14 protein-coding genes are annotated in these 18,077 nt (G+C 43.2%); 3 read left to right on the forward strand and 11 right to left on the reverse strand.

Features of this window, described 5'->3' with window-relative positions:
* Positions 1–145 precede the first annotated feature (145 nt).
* Together dnaB and KCG35_RS07565 are read left to right on the forward strand one after the other, a co-directional pair.
* Positions 146–1,543, forward strand: a complete 1,398-nt coding sequence (dnaB, locus tag KCG35_RS07560) for a replicative DNA helicase (protein ID WP_230409075.1) — start codon at positions 146–148, stop codon at positions 1,541–1,543.
* Positions 1,544–1,719: 176 nt separating this feature from the next.
* On the forward strand, positions 1,720–2,523 hold the full coding sequence (locus KCG35_RS07565) for a hypothetical protein (RefSeq protein ID WP_215819075.1): 804 nt from the start codon (positions 1,720–1,722) through the stop codon (positions 2,521–2,523).
* A gap of 37 nt (positions 2,524–2,560) precedes the next feature.
* Here KCG35_RS07565 and KCG35_RS07570 read toward each other — a convergent pair whose 3' ends face one another.
* From KCG35_RS07570 to dusB, 5 genes are all read right to left on the reverse strand, one after another.
* Entirely contained in the window at positions 2,561–5,383 is a 2,823-nt protein-coding gene (locus KCG35_RS07570; protein ID WP_215819076.1) for a hybrid sensor histidine kinase/response regulator, read from the reverse strand.
* A gap of 357 nt (positions 5,384–5,740) precedes the next feature.
* A complete protein-coding gene (gene purD / locus KCG35_RS07575) occupies positions 5,741–7,039 on the reverse strand; it encodes a phosphoribosylamine--glycine ligase (protein WP_215819077.1) in 1,299 nt (432 codons plus the stop codon).
* 51 nt (positions 7,040–7,090) lie between these two features.
* Positions 7,091–8,698 carry a bifunctional phosphoribosylaminoimidazolecarboxamide formyltransferase/IMP cyclohydrolase gene (purH, locus tag KCG35_RS07580; protein ID WP_215819078.1) on the reverse strand — a complete coding sequence of 536 codons (1,608 nt, stop codon included), beginning with the start codon at positions 8,696–8,698 and terminating at the stop codon, positions 7,091–7,093.
* Positions 8,699–8,896: 198 nt separating this feature from the next.
* Entirely contained in the window at positions 8,897–9,217 is a 321-nt protein-coding gene (gene fis / locus KCG35_RS07585; RefSeq protein WP_215819079.1) for a DNA-binding transcriptional regulator Fis, read from the reverse strand.
* Positions 9,214–10,203, reverse strand: a complete 990-nt coding sequence (gene dusB, locus KCG35_RS07590; RefSeq protein ID WP_215819080.1) for a tRNA dihydrouridine synthase DusB — start codon at positions 10,201–10,203, stop codon at positions 9,214–9,216. The genes fis and dusB overlap by 4 nt, the downstream gene beginning before the upstream one ends.
* 33 nt (positions 10,204–10,236) lie before the next feature.
* Here dusB and KCG35_RS07595 point away from each other — a divergent pair, with 33 nt between their 5' ends.
* Positions 10,237–10,434: a hypothetical protein gene (locus KCG35_RS07595; protein ID WP_215819081.1), complete on the forward strand. Its 198-nt coding sequence runs from the start codon at positions 10,237–10,239 to the stop codon at positions 10,432–10,434.
* A gap of 18 nt (positions 10,435–10,452) precedes the next feature.
* Here KCG35_RS07595 and KCG35_RS07600 read toward each other — a convergent pair whose 3' ends face one another.
* The 6 genes from KCG35_RS07600 to dsbD all read right to left on the reverse strand — a co-directional run bounded on the left by KCG35_RS07600 (position 10,453) and on the right by dsbD (position 17,963).
* Positions 10,453–12,123, reverse strand: coding sequence for a DUF3426 domain-containing protein (locus tag KCG35_RS07600; RefSeq protein ID WP_215819082.1), 1,671 nt, complete (start codon positions 12,121–12,123; stop codon positions 10,453–10,455).
* Between the two features lie 154 nt (positions 12,124–12,277).
* Complete coding sequence (gene prmA, locus KCG35_RS07605) at positions 12,278–13,168, reverse strand: 50S ribosomal protein L11 methyltransferase (protein ID WP_215819083.1); 891 nt, start codon at positions 13,166–13,168, stop codon at positions 12,278–12,280.
* Positions 13,169–13,320: 152 nt separating this feature from the next.
* Complete coding sequence (gene accC / locus KCG35_RS07610; protein ID WP_215819084.1) at positions 13,321–14,661, reverse strand: acetyl-CoA carboxylase biotin carboxylase subunit; 1,341 nt, start codon at positions 14,659–14,661, stop codon at positions 13,321–13,323.
* Positions 14,662–14,705: 44 nt separating this feature from the next.
* Positions 14,706–15,188: an acetyl-CoA carboxylase biotin carboxyl carrier protein gene (gene accB, locus KCG35_RS07615; RefSeq protein WP_215819085.1), complete on the reverse strand. Its 483-nt coding sequence runs from the start codon at positions 15,186–15,188 to the stop codon at positions 14,706–14,708.
* A gap of 27 nt (positions 15,189–15,215) precedes the next feature.
* Positions 15,216–15,668 (reverse strand): type II 3-dehydroquinate dehydratase, encoded by a 453-nt coding sequence (aroQ, locus tag KCG35_RS07620; protein ID WP_215819086.1) that lies wholly within the window; start codon positions 15,666–15,668, stop codon positions 15,216–15,218.
* Positions 15,669–16,055: 387 nt separating this feature from the next.
* Entirely contained in the window at positions 16,056–17,963 is a 1,908-nt protein-coding gene (gene dsbD, locus KCG35_RS07625) for a protein-disulfide reductase DsbD (protein ID WP_215819087.1), read from the reverse strand.
* Between the last annotated feature and the right edge of the window lie 114 nt (positions 17,964–18,077).

The raw sequence follows: 18,077 nt of genomic DNA on the forward strand, positions 1-18,077 counted from the left end.
AACAAGCCCGCGATCATTTTTATGTTCGCGGGCTTGTTTTATCTACCCAATTTTTAGGTAGACTATGCCTTAACTGAAGTGGGTATACCCTTCGCTAGGGGTATAGTTTCTTTGATAATTATTCTGGTAATACAACGAGAGTCCTATGCAGAGTGAAGCGCCGATAGTAATGTCAGAGCAGGATGTTATGGATTCGGTAAAAGCCCCGCCCCATTCATTGGAGGCTGAGCAGTCTGTATTAGGTGCATTATTGTTAGATAATGCTACTTGGGATTTAGTCGCTGATAAGGTTGTCGCAGATGACTTTTATAATCCTGCTCACCGCTTAATTTATACAGCAATCGAACAACTAGCCTCTGCAACAAAGCCTTTTGATCCACTAACCATTGCTGAAAAGCTTGATACGTGGGCGGAACTGGGAGATGCTGGAGGAATAGCTTATTTAGCTGACCTTGCCAAAAATACACCCAGTATAGCCAATGTGCGTGAGTATGCGGAGATTGTCTATGAGAGGTCCATTCTTAGAAAGTTAATTACTGTAAGTAACCGAATTGTTGACAGTGCCTTTAATCCTGAAGGACGAAGCTGTTCGGAGATTTTAGATGCTGCTGAACGAGAAGTTTTCCAGATAGCTGAATCACGTCCCAAAACAGGTGGTCCTGTGGGGATGAAGGAGTTGTTGAACAAGGCTATTGACCGTATCGATGAGTTATTTAATGCGGGAGATACCATTACTGGAACAACAACGGGGTTTAAAGATTTAGATGAGATGACCTCAGGATTACAGCCGTCTGATATGGTTATTGTGGCTGGTCGTCCATCAATGGGGAAAACTACCTTTGCCATGAACCTGGTTGAAAATGCCATGCTGAATACAGATAAAGCCATTTTGGTGTTCAGTTTGGAGATGCCCGGTGAGCAGCTTATGATGCGGATGCTGTCTTCATTAGGGCGAATTGATCAGACCAAGGTAAGAACAGGTAAGTTGGATGAAGACGATTGGCCCAAGCTGACTGCTGCAGTGAACATGATCAGTGATAAAAAGCTGTTTGTAGATGATACTGCAGGATTAAGCCCCACTGAAATGCGCTCTCGAACTCGGCGAATTGCTCGGGAGCACGGTGAGCTTGGCTTGATTATGATTGACTACTTACAACTTATGCAAATTCCTGGTGGTGGTGAAAGTCGTACCAATGAAATTTCGGAAATTTCTCGTTCATTAAAAGCATTGGCAAAAGAGTTTAATGTACCCGTTGTTGCTTTATCACAGCTGAACCGGAGCCTTGAGCAGCGACCCAATAAGCGCCCAGTTAACTCTGACCTGCGGGAATCGGGAGCGATTGAGCAGGATGCTGATGTTATTATGTTTATTTATCGTGATGAAGTTTATAACCCTGATACTGAATTCAAAGGAGTTGCAGAGGTTATTATTGGTAAACAGCGTAATGGTCCGATAGGCTCTGTTAAGCTGGCCTTTTTGGGTAAATTTACTCGCTTTGAAAATCTGGCGCCTGAAGCTTATCAAGGCTATACGATGGAATAGGTGGGTGAAGTGTGTTACCAGATTTAGGTTCCTTTTTGTTTTATACTATGTTGTCAGAACCCAAATTTAATTTATAAAAAAAAGGTCTAATATAAGTCTGCTTTAACAGTAAAGTTGTTCAACTCTTCAACTATATTGTAAGTATCAGTAGCCAGTGCATGAGGGTGTGATGTCTTATGGACGTCGTAGCCGTGACACCAAATAACGTTATCCATGCCACTTTGCAGGCAGAAGTTGGACAGCAAAGGTCGCCTGCAATTCGGGTGCAAGGCCCGTCTTCAGCGGATATTGATGTCAATATCAGTCAACAAGCAAGAGATGTGGCAGCAGGGCGTTTTTCAGCGGCCGATCCTGCAGCGTCAGTTAACACTTCTATCACACCTTCATCATTACAGACTGAATCTCGGGTTGCAGTTAGACCAGCAGTGCAAACTGATAGTGTTCGGAATAATGTAGCGCCTAGCGACAATGTGTCTCGTGAAAGTAACCCTACTTCTGTGGGGCTAGAAACTACCGACGTTTCTGCGGACTTGACTGCAACCCGGATACCCTTAGTGCGTAATGTCAATCAGTTAAATGATAATCCTCAAGTTGACCTGGCTACTGAGCTTAATAACCAACCTGTAGTGGTTAATGCCCCAACACCAGATACTGATGAGCCTGTTGAGTTAGTTGCAGATAGAGCAGTAACTCAACCACCATCAGATAATTTGAATAATATTCAACAGCGACCAACTGTTAGTAATGAAGTTGATACCAATCAGTCTGTGGAAAACTTCAATGAAGTGGACACTGCTCCAGCACAACCAAATGTTCAGCCTAATCAAAATATCCAACCTGCTGATGTTGTGACCGTAAATACAGCTGAGTTAGAAAGTAACGAGCCTGCAAATGCTAATGCTGAAGGTGCTATACAGACTTATCGTCAAGTGGCGCTTACTCAGGATGAGCGAGTTTCAATAGAGTCATTTTCTGTTTAGCGTTTAAAGAGATTGCAGTGTTGATAGCGAAGTTGAGTTAGTGTTCAGCTGTTGTATGAAGCCATGTGTGGATAATATCTTTTAAATCTTGCAATTCAATGGGCTTCATTAGCTGACCATTTATACCTGCCTGCTGCAAATTTTGTTTTTGATCTGATAAGTTGTGTGCAGTGACTGCAATGACGGGCACAATACTGTGGCCATGCTTTTGTTCCCACTCACGAATACGCTCTGTTGCTTCAAAACCATCCATAATGGGCATCTCGCAATCCATAAGAATCAGTAGATAGTCATGTCCCTTTGCAGCTTCAACAGCATCACTACCGTTGTAAACAATGTCTGGTTCGAATCCCAGTTTAGCAAGCATGCCACGAATAACTTTCGCACTTGTTGGGTTATCTTCAGCAACTAAAATGCTGCCTTTGGCAACAATCGGCTGTAGAGAATTGATTGACTGTAGAGAAACAGATGAAGTCTGATATTCAGCTTGTTTACTTTGAAACCGAGTAAGCTCCTCTTTCAGAGTTGTTTTTAGTGTGTAATGAGCAACAGGCTTCGTCAAAATACGCTTGATGCCAGCATTACGTGCATCAACACTATTAGGCGTAAAACTGACGCCAGTAAGCATGATGATCAGAACATCATCACTAATGGCACTGTCTTCTTTAATTTTCGCAGAAAGTTGCATGCCATTCATGACGGGCATGTTCTGGTCCAAGATAACGAGATCGAAATGCTGGTTTAGATGGGCTTTAGTCCGAAGAATGGCGAGAGCTTCTTTACCACTTTGCGCACCCGTTACATCCATACCTAATGCAAGACATTGTTGAGTTAATACCTTACGGCAGGTTTCGTTATCATCAACGACTAATACACGAATACCGTAAAAGTCAAAATCCTCTTCTTCATCTTGGGAGCTAATTTCAGGAAGCTTAAGGGGCAGTGTAAACCAGAAGATACTGCCTTCACCTATTTCACTTTCAATACCAAATTGACCACCCATCAACATAAGTAAGTGCCTGGAAAGTACTAGTCCTAAGTCAATTGATGAGTTTCGTTGGGCATTTAGCACAATATTTTGGATGTCAGCACTCAAAAGTAACTGGCATTCATCTTCTTCTATCCCTGCACTTGAATCTTTGACAATAAAGCGTAACTGATTGCCGTTGTCAGTTTTTTCAATTGTTGCACTAAGTAACACCTCTCCAGTATCTGTTCGCTTGAACGCATAACTCAGCAGTGAAAGGATAATTTGTTGGAGTCGAGCAGGGTCTCCAGTCAGTATGCGAGGCACTTCAGGGTGAAGATAGCTAATTAATTCTATTTGCCGTTGCTCAGCAGAAAGTTTGTACATCTCAAGGCAAGTTTCAATCAGTGCATTGATATCAAACGGAACCTCTTCCAGCTCTAACTGGTTTGACTCTAACTTGCTGATATCCTGTATTTGGTTCAGCAAATTGACCAGATCATTTCCAGCATGATGAATCGTTTGAATATAGTCTCGTTGTTTGGGGGTTAGGGATGTATCAAGCAGCAGTTCACTCATACCTAAAATGCCGTTCATAGGGCTACGAAGTTGATGGCTGAGGTGGGCTAAGAACTCACGCTTGTGTAATGGTTGTTCTTGATATGGGGTAGTTTTTTGTTGGCTCAACAGCAGCGCTCGTTGATGATGAAACTGTTGGGCAACGGCATAAGATATGCCAATTAAGCTCAGACTGGCAATGGTAAGGAGTAGCCAGTTGGCCTGGTAAGGCTGTAAATGGATAAAGTCGAGAGCGATTAGCAGGCTAAGAAGAAGAGCAACAATGAGGGGACACAGACCAATCAAAAGTGTTTGAGCATAGCGAGTGCCTCGTCGAAAGAAAATAAGAGTACAGCTAAATACAGCAGTGCCTATGATAACTAAAATAACGTGCGTGGCTAATGGTGGGAATTGGTGGCCGACAACAAGTGCAAGAATGGCTGCAGTAGAGGCCAAAAGAGCGCTAATAGCGAAAAAACGATGCAAGAGGTGGGAGTAGTTTTCTACGGCAAAATAGCGTTTGACGAGTAAGCACATCATGGCAGTACCCGTGAGTAAAATAAACTGACCAAGTTGATTCTCAATATCAATCAATCCTGGTAGCAGCTTAATTAACTGGCCTTGCCAAATAAGCTGATAAGTCAAAGAGCAGAAAAGTAGAATGACTAAATAAAGGTAATTGCGTTCACGCCAATGGAAAAAGGCAACCAAATTGTACAGCGCTATTCCGAAAAACAGCCCAAATAATGCCCCATTCACCCATTGAGTTAGGGTAACAGACTCAATAACCTGGTCTGCAGATACCAAATAAAGAGAAAAATCCATGGCATGCTTTGAACTGAGCTTGAGAAAGAACTGCTGTGGAGAGTCTCCATTAAGCTGAACAGGGAACAAAAAACTATCATGAGAAACAGGCCGGCTACTTACAGGACGGTCTGTACCAGTATAAATAGAAGAAATTTGCCCTTTATATACAGTAAAGAAGTCAATCTGGTTAATATCGCCAAAAAGCTGAAGATAGACTTGCTGGCTTTCTTGAGGAACTTGGTCAACTTGAATTTTTAGCCAGTAAGTCGAAGGTGATTCACCTAGTTGAAATGCATCATTCCGTATGGGGGAAAAGCGAAGTTCATAACTATCTGAAAGTACTTCGTTAATAGTCAGAGTGCGGGTTTTATCTTCAAGTACTTCTGCATGTTTGGCTAAGTTAATGCGAAAACTTTGTACAGAAAGATTAACAGATGCTTGAGCGCTGGTATTAACCAACCAGAATAAGAAAGTTATGAGGCAGAGAACATGCCATCGAACTGGTGCACTGACTACTGACCTTTGCACAGGAGATATCCCTTCAACGTGAAGACATCATTATAACCAATTGTTATGCACTGTTAATAATGGTGACCTTGATCAGCGCACCTTTCTTGGTGATAGATTGTATTTATCCTAGCGTATCTTGACCACCCAAGCTGTAGTGTAATATCTGCATTTATTAACAGTGAATTGCTTTATTCTTATTGTGTTAAGTAACACTGTTTTAATTATCTATACCAGCTTTAAATGATCAGAACCAGCAACCTACCGAAGAATTATGCCGGGTGCTGGTTTTTGTTTGGCACGTTATTATAGTACTTTTTTCTAAGCACTACTTCATAATAACCAATTATTCGAGCAGCTTGGTGTTACTCTTTGGGTTTAGCTGTTCTTTTCCCTTGCGATAGCACGATGTCCTATATCCGTTCGATAGTAAATATCAGACCAGTGGATATGGTTAACTGCAGTATAGGCGGCTGACTGTGCAGCAGTTACTGTTTCACCTAAGGCGGTTACACATAGCACACGACCACCGTTAGTCACAACAGATTGGTTTTCAGTCTTGGTGCCAGCATGAAACACTTTTACGTCAGCACTGGACAGTAGCGCTGGCGTATCTAACCCAGAAATTACATCACCTTTACGGTACTCAAAGGGATAACCTCCAGCGCTAAGCACGACACCTATTGCCGCTCGTGGCTCCCACTCAATACTACAGGTGTTAAGTTTGCCACTGAGTGCTTTCAGACAAAGTGGTGCTAAATCAGACTGTAGGCGCATCATAATCGGCTGTGTTTCTGGGTCACCAAAACGACAGTTAAACTCAAGGACTTTTGGGGTGCCATCAGTTGTAATCATAACTCCGGCATACAAGAAGCCGGTATACGGTATACCCTCTGCTTTCATGCCTGCCACGGTGGGTAGCATAACTTCATCCATAATACGCTGATAGATAGAAGGTGTGACCACGGGTGCTGGAGAGTAGGCACCCATGCCGCCGGTGTTGGGGCCTTTATCGCCATTATCACGGGCTTTGTGATCCTGCGAGGTTGCCATGGGTAATATATGTTCACCATCAACCATAGCAATGAAGCTAGCTTCCTCTCCCATTAAAAACTCTTCTATAACAACGCGATGACCTGCATCACCAAACACATTTCCCGCAAGCATATCTTTTACTGCGGCGATTGCTTCAGCTTCTGTTTCGGCTAAAACAACACCTTTACCTGCTGCAAGGCCATCCGCTTTTACAACGATAGGCGCACCATACTGTTTTATGTAGCTAACCGCAGGAGGAATGTCTGAAAAACTTTGGTAGTGGGCGGTGGGGATTTTATGGCGAGCTAAAAAATCTTTCGCAAATGTTTTTGAACCTTCAAGTTGAGCTGCAGCCTGAACGGGGCCAAAACACTTTAAACTGGCAGCTTGGAAGGCATCAACGATACCCGCGACTAAAGGTGCTTCTGGCCCAACAATGGTGAGGTCAATGGCTTCCGTTTCGGCAAACGATACCAAGCCATTGATATCAAGAGGATCAAGAGGGATATTCTTGGTTTTTGATTCTAAATGGGTTCCTGCATTGCCTGGAGCAACGAAGACCTGACTAATTTGGTTGGACTGTGCCACTTTCCAGGCTAAGGCATGTTCGCGACCACCGCTTCCAACAATCAAAACTTTCATTAAACCGGCCCTTTTATGGTTTGTTGGTTACTCAATTTTGGTGTGTTAGTGTCAGTGACGGAAATGTCTGATGCCAGTAAATACCATTGCAATACCCGCCTCATTAGCTGCAGCAATCACTTCTGCATCACGCATAGAACCACCAGGCTGGATGACTGCTGTTATCCCCGCTGCAGCGGCTGCATCAATGCCATCTCTAAAAGGAAAGAATGCATCTGACGCCATAACGGAGCCTGTTACTACAAGGTTTTCATCAGTCGCTTTGATGCCTGCAATTTTAGCACTGTACACACGACTCATTTGTCCTGCACCAATACCAATCGTTTGCTGCGCTTGAGCGTAAACGATGGCATTGGATTTAACATATTTCACCACTTGCCAAGCAAAAAGCAGATCTTGCATTTCTTGTGAGGTTGGCTGGCGATCAGTCATGCAGGATATGTTGGGCTGTGCTATCACGCTAAGGTCTGCATCTTGTACCAACAGTCCGCCTTCAACGCGATGGTAGTGCAAGTAGGAGGATGGTGTTGAGGACCACATACCACAACTTAGAGCACGAATATTCGGTTTTTTGCTTAATGCTTCTGTTGCTGTTTGGGTAAATGAGGGCGCAATAATGACTTCGACAAACTGCTGAGCAAGAATTGCATTAATAACATCATGATCTACTTTTTGGTTGAATGCGATAATACCACCAAATGCAGAAGTTGGATCAGTTGTATAAGCACGCTGGTAAGCGTTTAGCAATGTGTCAGCGATTGCAACACCGCAAGGGTTAGCATGTTTGACAATGACGCATGCAGGGCCCTGAAAGCCTTTTACGCAAGCGAGAGCCGCATCAGCATCCGCAATATTATTATAGGAAAGCGCCTTACCTTGAAGCTGTGATGCTGTTGCCAGTGATGGTTCAGCTGTCGTACTACAGTTGCTCACTTCTTTATAAAAAGCGGCTTTTTGGTGAGGGTTTTCTCCATAACGTAAGTCAAAGTTTTTTGAAAACGTTATGCTTAAACTGTCAGGAAATTTATCGTTAACGTGTTGTGTTTTACTCGGCGTCGGTATAGCACTACTTAAATAGTTCGCTATGGCCTGGTCATAAGCAGATGTATGTTGAAATGCCTGTAAAGCCAGTGTTTGGCGCATTGAATATGGAATACCTTGCTTATCATCCAAAGCTTCAATAATTGATGAATAAGCATCTGGGTTGACGACTACGGTGACATCCTGATGATTTTTAGCGGCCGCACGTACCATGGTTGGACCACCAATATCAATGTTTTCAATGGCTGTTTGATAGTCACAATCTGGTTGAGCAATCGTTTTCTGGAAGGGGTATAGATTAACAACCACTAAGTCTATGGCGGTTATGGCATGTTGGTTCATGGTTTCGTCATCAACACCTCGGCGAGCGAGAATACCGCCATGTATTTTGGGATGTAATGTTTTAACCCGACCATTCATTATTTCTGGAAATCCAGTGTAGTCAGCCACTTCCTGAACTTGAATACCCTGTTCTTGCAGCAAGCGAAAAGTGCCTCCTGTTGACAGGATATGAACACCTCGTTGCTGAAGTTGTTGAGCAAACTCTACGATACCTGTTTTATCCGATACACTAATCAGTGCACACTGAATTGGCTTGGATTGGAGGTTATTTGCCATAGCAAGCGCCCTAAATTGGTTTTCAATCAATGACAACAAATGAATTCATTCAGCAAGCTTAGGCTATTTATTAAACGCTGATGGACGATAGATAAACCAAAGTTGTTGAATGAGGGTGCATAATACTGGCTGCTTCTTAATGTTATTTACGGAAATAAAAAAGGCGGATTGTTATCCGCCTTTTGTCGTTAGTTGTTATCACAGTAACCCGTACTGTTTTAACTTTTTACGGAGTGTCCCTCGGTTTAGACCCAAAATAGCAGATGCTTTGGTTTGGTTACCTTTTACATGGGCCATGACCACTTCCAGTAAAGGTGCTTCAACTTCTGATAACACCATTTGATATACATCAGTTACGTCCTGGCCATCCAGATGGGAAAAATAATTAGCCAGGGATTTTTCCACGCTATCCCGCAGTGTCTGCGATTGTTGCTCAACCGGACTGGTTAAATGCTGGCGCAGAAGCGTGTTGTCAGTCGCGGAAGTGTGTTCTTTCATTATAATTTCAGATGCAGTCATGCCGCAATGTCCTCTCCATTAAGTAAACGTTCAAAGTACTCCTGAACGCTTGCGCGCTGAGCGGCTGTGGTTTCCAGCTGGTTAAAATGCTGGCGGAACTTATTGCCACTTGCATGCGCCCTCAGATACCAACCTACATGTTTGCGTGCAATACGTATGCCCATATAGTCGCCATAGAACGTATATAGGTGGTTCAGATGATTAAGCAATATTGCTGCAACGTCATGTAGACTCGGCGGTGCTAAGAGTGAGTCTGTTTGCAAGTAATGAGAAATTTCCTGGAAAATCCAGGGTCGTCCTTGAGCTGCACGACCAATCATTACTGCATCAGCTCCGGTATACTCTAGTACGGCTTTTGCTTTTTCCGGTGAACAAATGTCACCGTTGGCAAACACAGGAATACTTACAGACTGTTTGATGGTCGCGATGGTATCGTATTCTGCTTCACCTTTGTAGCCACAAGCTCTTGTTCGACCATGAATGGCCAACGCTTGAATTCCACAATCTTCAGCGATTTTGGCAATTGTTACCCCATTACGGTGCTCAGGGCTCCAGCCAGTGCGAAATTTTAATGTAACAGGCACATCGACTGACTTGACGACAGCAGTGAGAATATCGCGAACTAATACTTCATCCTTTAGTAATGCTGATCCGGCCGCTTTATTACAGACTTTTTTGGCTGGACACCCCATGTTGATATCAATGATTTGAGCACCAGTTTCCTGATTAAGTCGAGCTGCGGTAGCCATCATATCAGGATCACCTCCGGCAATTTGAACTGCTCGGGGTTCAGCTTCCCCTTCATGATCGAGCCGTAGCCTGGATTTTCGACTGTTCCATAGTTTTGTGTTGGCAGTCACCATTTCAGAGACGACAAGCCCTGCCCCTAATTGCTTGCATAATTGGCGAAAGGGTCGATCAGTTACTCCTGCCATTGGGGCAAGAATAACGGGTACGGATATTTTATAAGAACCAATTTGAAACACGGGCCTTACCAATCTCAACAATGGGTGAAACTGGTGAATACACTTCACATGGTCGAGAAACTAGATTTGGTCAAAGTTTCGACAACTACAGTCGCTGTTCAGGATACCACCGATAACGTGGGGGGTCGCTATCATACTCTGTTGTGTTTTTCTTATAAAGCAAAATTCACTAAAAAACTGGTTAAATTGAGAGCACTTGTGCAACAGCATGGACTTAATGATATGGATTAATATCAATAGAATTCAGGGCTATTTACGCTGTAAAAACGTCATATGGTAGTTAACAGCGCTAGGACCTGGGTCCACAATTTCAAAAGATAAGTGAATAGGAACACGAGCTGGCATTTCTTTTGACCCTGCTAACTCCCCTGCAAGATAGTCTACAGGTTTAAACCCTCGAGATGCGATGACATTGTCATTAATATCAGAGAAGGTGAGTTTAATTGTGGGAAAAGGCTGAGCGAAGTTTGCCTGATTAAAAATTATGGCATCAATTAATAATGCGTTCGGATAACGAGGATGGCTTCTGACTAAAAGCTCGTTGCCTTTAATTTTGTTGATATCTATTCGAGTGGGCAGCTTACAGCCAACATAATGACAGGCTTTGGCGTAGTAAGGTCGGTAGCGCTCATCCTGTGCCAGCGCATCAAATTTAAACCAGCCATACTGCACTATAAGTCCTGCAACGAGGACTAAGTTGGCAAGTGTCCAAGCAGAAATTTTCCACCAGTTACGTTTTTCAGGAAGAACAAGCTCCAATGGATCTGATGCTAGCTCATTGAGTAAAAAAGAATTTTCAGCATCTGTTTCTGTCGCTGCAGGTTGTTCAATATCCTCAATAACAGGTTCATCTTCTTCCTCTGGTAATAATGTCTTTGGACGTTTTACTGGCTTGTTTTGCTTAGGTTTAGAAAGTGATGATTTTACAGAGCTCCCAGCTTTCTCTTTTGGCTCAGCACTAGGTAACGATGTTGCTGGTTGAGTTGGAGTTTCTTTACTGGAGCTTTTAATCCAATTGAAGGTTGGAGCAGAAGCAGTTTGATCTTCTGGTTGAGTAGCACTAGTGTTTGAGTCAGTCTGCTCCTGTTGCCTTGTATCAGGCATGTTGAATACATCAGCTGAGCTTGGTTCTGGTTTGGCTGTATTTCCTGTTGCTGGTACTTCGCTAATCGTTGTCGAAGTTGTAACCGCTGAGATAGATGATATTTGTGTATTGCTAGGCTGTGCATCTACCTGCTTTTGTGCTTCATTGGCCTGTATTGCTGGTAAAGGTTTAACTGTTTCAGGCTTAGTATCAGCTGTTTGTTGAGTGCTAAAGGGCAACGCTTGCTTAGACGATGTTTTTTCGTCTTGATTTTCTTGAGTTGTAGGCTGAAACGTTGACTGAAATTGAGCCGACGTTTTAATAGTAGCTGCTTGTGAAGAATCATTACTCGTCGCATAAGCAGGTTGTACTGCTTTTTTAGGCGAATGCGAAGGGCGAGCATTATTTTTTTCTTGAGACTTTTTAACACGAGCTTCCTCTAGCTCTTCTTCCTGTTCTAATTCAGCTAATAAAGCGAGTGCCCAAGACTCGTCTACGTTATGGAATGAGTCTTCTTCTAAAGTAGGTGAAGTTGGAGTGTCAGGGGGAGAGGTTTGTTCAGTTTCTTCAGTTGAAGGTTCTTCCAGCTCTAATAAATCATCTTCAACATCAAAGGCACGTTGTAAGCCCTGGTCAAATCGAGTATTAGGGGTTGATGATTTTTCTGAATACCCTGCAAGTGTCGTCTGATTGTCTGGAATAAGGTAGTTAGTGGCTAAAAATACATGCATGCAAGAGCCGCAGCGTACTGAGCCATTCGCAGCATTCAGTTGACTTTTTGTAAGGCGGAAAGAGGTTCCGCACTGGGGACAGCGGGTTACCCAAGTACTCACCATAGATGCATGTAGCCCTAACCAAAGATCGTCAAAATTTAAAATGTCTTGCTAAAAGGAGTAAAAAAATATAATTCAGCCACGGTATACTTTAAGTTAGACGCTTTTAAAGCTCTGTGGAACCTGCTTATTTGACAGTCTAACAAGGTTATACCAATTAACGTGTGGCAGCTTTTCGTCCAGCCAGACAAACCCAACCTTCCTGGGTTTTGAAATACTCCAGCGTAAACCAAGGTGCATACGCTGCAATAACTTGATCCGCTTGTTCCATTAAAATACCAGATAACGCAATTAAACCATTGGTTTTGACAAGTGGTGCAAGTTTTGGTGCCAAATCAATTAATGGTTTTGCTAAAATATTAGCCACTAATACATCGGTTGTCGTATTAGGAAAGTCATTTGGAAGATAAATGTGTAACTGCTCAGGGTTGATATGATTGCGTTGAGCATTATCTGCCGTGGCTTGCAATGCCTGTGGATCATTATCAACCGCCATGACTTGCTTTGCACCAAGTAATAATGATGCGATAGCTAAAATACCTGAGCCACAGCCATAGTCGATGACATCGCGTTGGCTAAGGTTTTGTGTATCTAACCAGGACAAACACATTGCTGTTGTTGGGTGTGTCCCTGTACCAAACGCTAAACCTGGATCAAGTCGAAGATTGACTGCCTCTGGCTGAGGCGGTTCTAGCCAACTGGGACAAATCCATAAACGCTCACCAAATTGCATTGGGTGGTATTGTCCCATCCATTCTCTTTCCCAATCTTTATCTTCAACTATTTCGACTCGGTATTGGGGCATTACCTCAGGAGAAAAGTAATTTTCCAAACTGGCTATCACAAGTTCCATTGGGGTGTTTGCAGTAAAAAGACCAATAAGAACTGTTTTCTCCCAAAGAGGTGTAGTACCAAGTTCAGGTTCGTAAACAGGCTTGTCTTGGGCATCTTCATAAGAGACCGAACAAGCACCTAGTGCCAGTAACTGGTCTTCAAGTTCGTCAACCATTTTCGGGTTAACTTCTAGCTTTATTTGAACCCAAGACATACGAGTAACCTTAATTTATGATTTTGCCGGGCAGGGTAAGGATAAATTCATGGTAAGTAAAGAGGAAGGAACAACAGGCTGATAGCCTGTTATGCCAGTTTTAACTATCTGCCATTTTCTTATTAAATTGAGAAAATGGCAGATATATCCATTTAGCGAGACAATTTTTGCTCAAGGTAGTGAATATTGACACCACCTGCAGCGAAGTTGCTATCTCGCATTAGGTCCATATGCAAAGGTGTGTTGGTACGTATGCCATGCACAACAAGCTCATCAAGCGCATTCCGCATTCTTTTGATGGCTTCTTCACGATCTCCACCGTAAGCAATAAGCTTGGCAATTAATGAGTCGTAATAAGGGGGAACCGTGTAACCAGTGTAAAGGTGTGAATCAACACGAATTCCATAGCCTCCAGGTGCATGAAAATGCTTTACAGGACCTGGTGACGGCATAAATGTTTTTGGGTCTTCAGCATTAATCCGACACTCAATAGCATGGCCACTAATGGTGATATCCTCCTGACGAAAGGATAAAGGCTCTCCACTGGCAATTTTGAGCTGTTCTTTAACTATATCAACGCCAGTGACTATTTCAGAAACGGGGTGCTCTACCTGAACCCGAGTATTCATTTCAATAAAATAGAAGTGGTCATCTTGATAAAGAAACTCAAAGGTACCAGCGCCACGATAGCCAATATCAACACAGGCTTTTACGCAGCGCATAGCAATATCATTGCGTAAGTTGTCAGGGATGCCTGGTGCCGGTGCTTCTTCAATTACTTTTTGATGGCGTCTCTGTAGCGAGCAGTCTCTATCTCCCAGATGTATTGCGCTGCCTTGGCCATCCGCTAATATCTGGATTTCAACGTGGCGAGGTCTCTCTAAGTACTTTTCTAAGTACACCATGCCATTACCAAAAGCAGCAAGCGCTTCAGACTGTGTCACACTGACAGCATTGAGTAAGTGGGCTTCGCTGTGGACAACACGCATACCACGTCCACCACCACCACCTGATGCTTTTACTATAACGGGATAGCCAATTTCTCGGGCAATTTGCAGAGTACGTTCTTTGTCATCTGTGAGTGGGCCATCAGAACCAGGAACAGTGGGTACACCTGCTTTTTGCATTGCTTTAATAGCGGATACTTTGTCGCCCATTAGACGAATAACATCAGCAGTCGGACCAATAAACTTAAAGCCACTCTTCTCAACTTGTTCTGCAAAATCTGCATTTTCCGCCAAAAATCCATAGCCAGGGTGAATGGCAACTGCATCAGTAACCTCTGCGGCACTGATGATAGCGGGGATGTTCAAGTAGCTACCGGCAGGGTTATTTGGGCCAATACATACTGTTTCATCTGCTAGTCGAACATGCATTAAGGATTCGTCGGCCTTTGAATGAACTGCGACGGTTTTAATGCCGAGTTCTTTACAGGCGCGCAGAATCCGTAGTGCAATTTCACCACGGTTGGCAATCAGCACTTTTTCCAACATGATGTTGATCCTGCGTTGTTAGTTGTGTTGAAAGCATTAAGCGCTTAGACGATTGTCACCAGAGGTTGGTCAAATTCAACAGGCTGGCCATTTTCAACCAAAATAGCTTCAACAGTACCTGTTTTGTCTGACTCTATTTGGTTCATCATTTTCATCGCTTCAACGATACACAACACATCACCTACTTTGACATGCTGTCCAACCTCTATAAAAGCTGGGGAACTTGGTGATGGTGCGCGATAAAATGTGCCAACCATGGGTGAATGAACGGTATGGCCATTAAGCACTGGTTTTTCAGGCTTGTCTTCAGCGGGTTTAGCCTCCGCAGTGGCGGGGATAGCAGCAGTAGATGCTGTTGCCATTGGCATTGTTGGCTGTAAGTGTGCTGCTGCATAAGTCGGTGCTATAGGTATAGGATTAGAATGACGGCTAATCCGTACAGACTCTTCACCCTCTTTTATTTCCAGTTCGTCGATACCGGATTCTTCCAGTAACTCAATGAGTTTTTTGACTTTTCTAATATCCATAGTCTGTGCTCTCTTCAAGCTAGCAATTTAGTCAAGTGCAAGGTTCTCTATGTGGCGTATAGCAGCAAGCAAAGCCAACTCATAACCTTGTGCACCTAATCCACATATCACCCCTTTCGCAACATCAGAAAAGTAAGACTGATGTCGAAAATGCTCTCTTTGGTAAACATTGGATAGGTGAATTTCAATAAATGGAATATTGACCCCTAATAATGCATCGCGTAATGCGACACTCGTATGCGTAAATGCCGCAGGATTAATGATGATGAAATGAATACCTTCATTCGCGGCATCATGAATACGGTCAATCAGTTCATACTCTGCATTACTTTGCATTGCCTGCAGGTGGTGGCCATGTTCCAAAGCAAGTGTTGTTAATGTCTGGTTAATATCGTCAAGTGTCGTTGACCCATAAATTGTGGGTTCTCTTTTACCCAGCAAATTAAGGTTAGGTCCATGGAGAACAAGAATGGTTGCCATAGAGAGAGCCCCCAAATTATCTTGGTTGTCCCCAGAAGAAGTAAACTGAGGGGTTTAGAATATTTACATTTGTGTGAGTGTGTAAGCCCTTGAAAGCTGGCTAGTATAGTTAGCCGGTATTCTTGATCTATAGTTGCACAAGAACGTGTCATTACATATTTAATGACAGTTGATGTTTAACTGCTCAGACTTACAACGAACTTGCTGACGATAATGATAAGGCGCAGATTCTGCCTGAAAGAAAAAGAACTGTCCAGTTATCGTCTGTTACTGCACGTTACCGCCATAATGAATGCCAATTTATATGTTTTCCTGCAAGATAGTTAATAAATAACTACACGTTAGCCGCTATTGTTTACTTTCTATTGAACTTGGCTTGAATTGTCGTCAATTGAGCATTGAACTTAGACGATCTTTTAAAGACTGGGCTGTAATGTCACCTTGTAAGCGAAGAGTGGAGAGTTCATTACCTTGTTGATCAAAAAAAAGCAAGGCTGGAGGACCAAACAAACCGTATTGTTTTAACAGAGAGCTATGGTCTGTTGTGTTGTCAGTAATATCGGCTTTGACCAGCATAAACTGGCTTAATAAAGCATTAACTTCGGGCTTCGTTAACACATCTCGTTCAATGACTTTGCAGGAAATACACCAATCGGCGTAGATGTCGACTAAAATTGGTTTCTTTTGGGTGCTGGCCTGAGTGATGGCCTGAGTGAGCTGTTGGGTTGATGTTACTGTTGTGAAGTTTGTTCGTTGAGTGGCTAGCTTTTCAGAGGTAGTTGCTAGAGGTCTTAGTGGATCATGATTACCTTGTGCTGCACCAATAATGAGCGTTGATCCATAAATTAGTAGGATAATGCCAACTCCTTGGCATAAGGCGCTCAACCGGGTCTTTAGTGAAAAGTTGAGAGCTCCAAGGTAAATTGCACTGCAAATTAATAAAGCTGCCCACAGCATAAGTGTGAGTGGGCCAGGGATTAACCTTTCTAAGAGCCATATAGCTACACCCAGTAATAGAACCCCAAAAACCGCTTTAACCGCATTCATCCAGTTACCCGCTTTGGGTAATAGTTTTGCGCCTCCTGCTCCGATAAGCAGTAGAGGAATACCCATGCCAACACTTAAACTAAATAAGCTAATGGCGCCTAAAGTGGCATCACCTGTCTGGGAGATAAATAACAGAATGCCTATGAGTGGTGCAGAAACACAAGGAGAAACAAGTAAACTAGAGAAAACCCCCATAAAACCTGCACTGAGATAGCTGCCTCCCTGTTGCTTACTCATTACGCGATCAAGCCTGTCTCTTACAACCTGAGGTAACTGAAGTTCATAAAAGCCAAACATAGCCAGTGCTAGAAAAACGAACAATAAGGCAAAAGGAATGAGTAGCCAGGGTGACTGGAACTGGGCCTGGAGGTTGTAGTCTGCTCCCAGTGAGCCCATCAGTGAACCAACAATGGTGTATGTTATGGCCATACCAAGTACAAAACAAAAGCTTAGACAGATGGACTGGCGTTGAGATAGCTGGCCGCGTTGGTGCTCACCAACAATGATGCTGGATAATATGGGCATCATAGGGAAAACGCAGGGGGTGAAGCTAAGACCCAAACCTGCGACAGCAAACATGAGAATAATCCAAAACCAATTACCTGAACTTAATAGCTCTGTATATTCTGCTTCAAGAGACGAACTGGCAGCAACAGGTGCCGTCGAAGCAGGGATGATGCGTGTGTTGGGTATCGTTTGAGAGGATGCTGTATTTATCTGGGGCTGATCTGTGGAGGTTGTTGGTGAGGCATTGCCTGTTGGAGGTTGAGGGGTTAGTGCCAAGTTTTCAGTATGGGGAGGGTAGCAAAGTCCTTTTTGAGCACATCCTTGGAATGTGGCTGCTAAAGAGAGTAAGTCTGTTTGCTGATTCAAGGGAAGCTTGATGGTGACATCATGCTCAAAAACTTCTACCTCTTTTTGTTGGAAAGGATCAAACTTGACCTTTCCTGTTGGCATAATTGGAGCTGTATAGTTAATTCCTTCATCTTGAATCGCAAAGCGAAATCGGCCTTTGTAAAGGTAATGCTCTGGAGTGACTCTAAAAGTTATATAAGCCGTTTCGCCGTCAACATAGCCCTGAATTTGAAAGGCTTCTTCAACAGGTAAAAACTCACTGTTTTCGGTGGTATTGAATGAGTTGCTAAAAGGTGAGCGGTCAAATAAGCCTTCACTGTGTGTTAGTGGACTCAAAAGTCCTAATAAAAGTAGTAAAGAAGCAAGTTGCAGGAGGGGAGGGCTTTTTTTCATTGGTTATTGGGTTCCGTCACCATAAATGTTTGAGGTTTTGACTTGCGGCCTTTTGCTGAGTTCCTGATGCTATACAGATTAACATAAACGCGTATGTAAATGCTTTATAGTATT

Source organism: Zooshikella harenae (assembly GCF_018837975.1).
Taxonomy (GTDB): domain Bacteria; phylum Pseudomonadota; class Gammaproteobacteria; order Pseudomonadales; family Zooshikellaceae; genus Zooshikella; species Zooshikella harenae.

Coding starts and splice junctions, on each gene's coding strand:
- prmA (WP_215819083.1), bottom strand. CDS start 13,168: ATGTCTTGGGTTCAAATAAAGCTAGAAGTTAACCCGAAAATGGTTGAC.
- purH (WP_215819078.1), bottom strand. CDS start 8,698: ATGGCAAATAACCTCCAATCCAAGCCAATTCAGTGTGCACTGATTAGT.
- KCG35_RS07600 (WP_215819082.1), bottom strand. CDS start 12,123: ATGGTGAGTACTTGGGTAACCCGCTGTCCCCAGTGCGGAACCTCTTTC.
- KCG35_RS07565 (WP_215819075.1), top strand. CDS start 1,720: ATGGACGTCGTAGCCGTGACACCAAATAACGTTATCCATGCCACTTTG.
- accC (WP_215819084.1), bottom strand. CDS start 14,661: ATGTTGGAAAAAGTGCTGATTGCCAACCGTGGTGAAATTGCACTACGG.
- aroQ (WP_215819086.1), bottom strand. CDS start 15,668: ATGGCAACCATTCTTGTTCTCCATGGACCTAACCTTAATTTGCTGGGT.
- purD (WP_215819077.1), bottom strand. CDS start 7,039: ATGAAAGTTTTGATTGTTGGAAGCGGTGGTCGCGAACATGCCTTAGCC.
- dsbD (WP_215819087.1), bottom strand. CDS start 17,963: ATGAAAAAAAGCCCTCCCCTCCTGCAACTTGCTTCTTTACTACTTTTA.
- accB (WP_215819085.1), bottom strand. CDS start 15,188: ATGGATATTAGAAAAGTCAAAAAACTCATTGAGTTACTGGAAGAATCC.
- fis (WP_215819079.1), bottom strand. CDS start 9,217: ATGACTGCATCTGAAATTATAATGAAAGAACACACTTCCGCGACTGAC.
- dnaB (WP_230409075.1), top strand. CDS start 146: ATGCAGAGTGAAGCGCCGATAGTAATGTCAGAGCAGGATGTTATGGAT.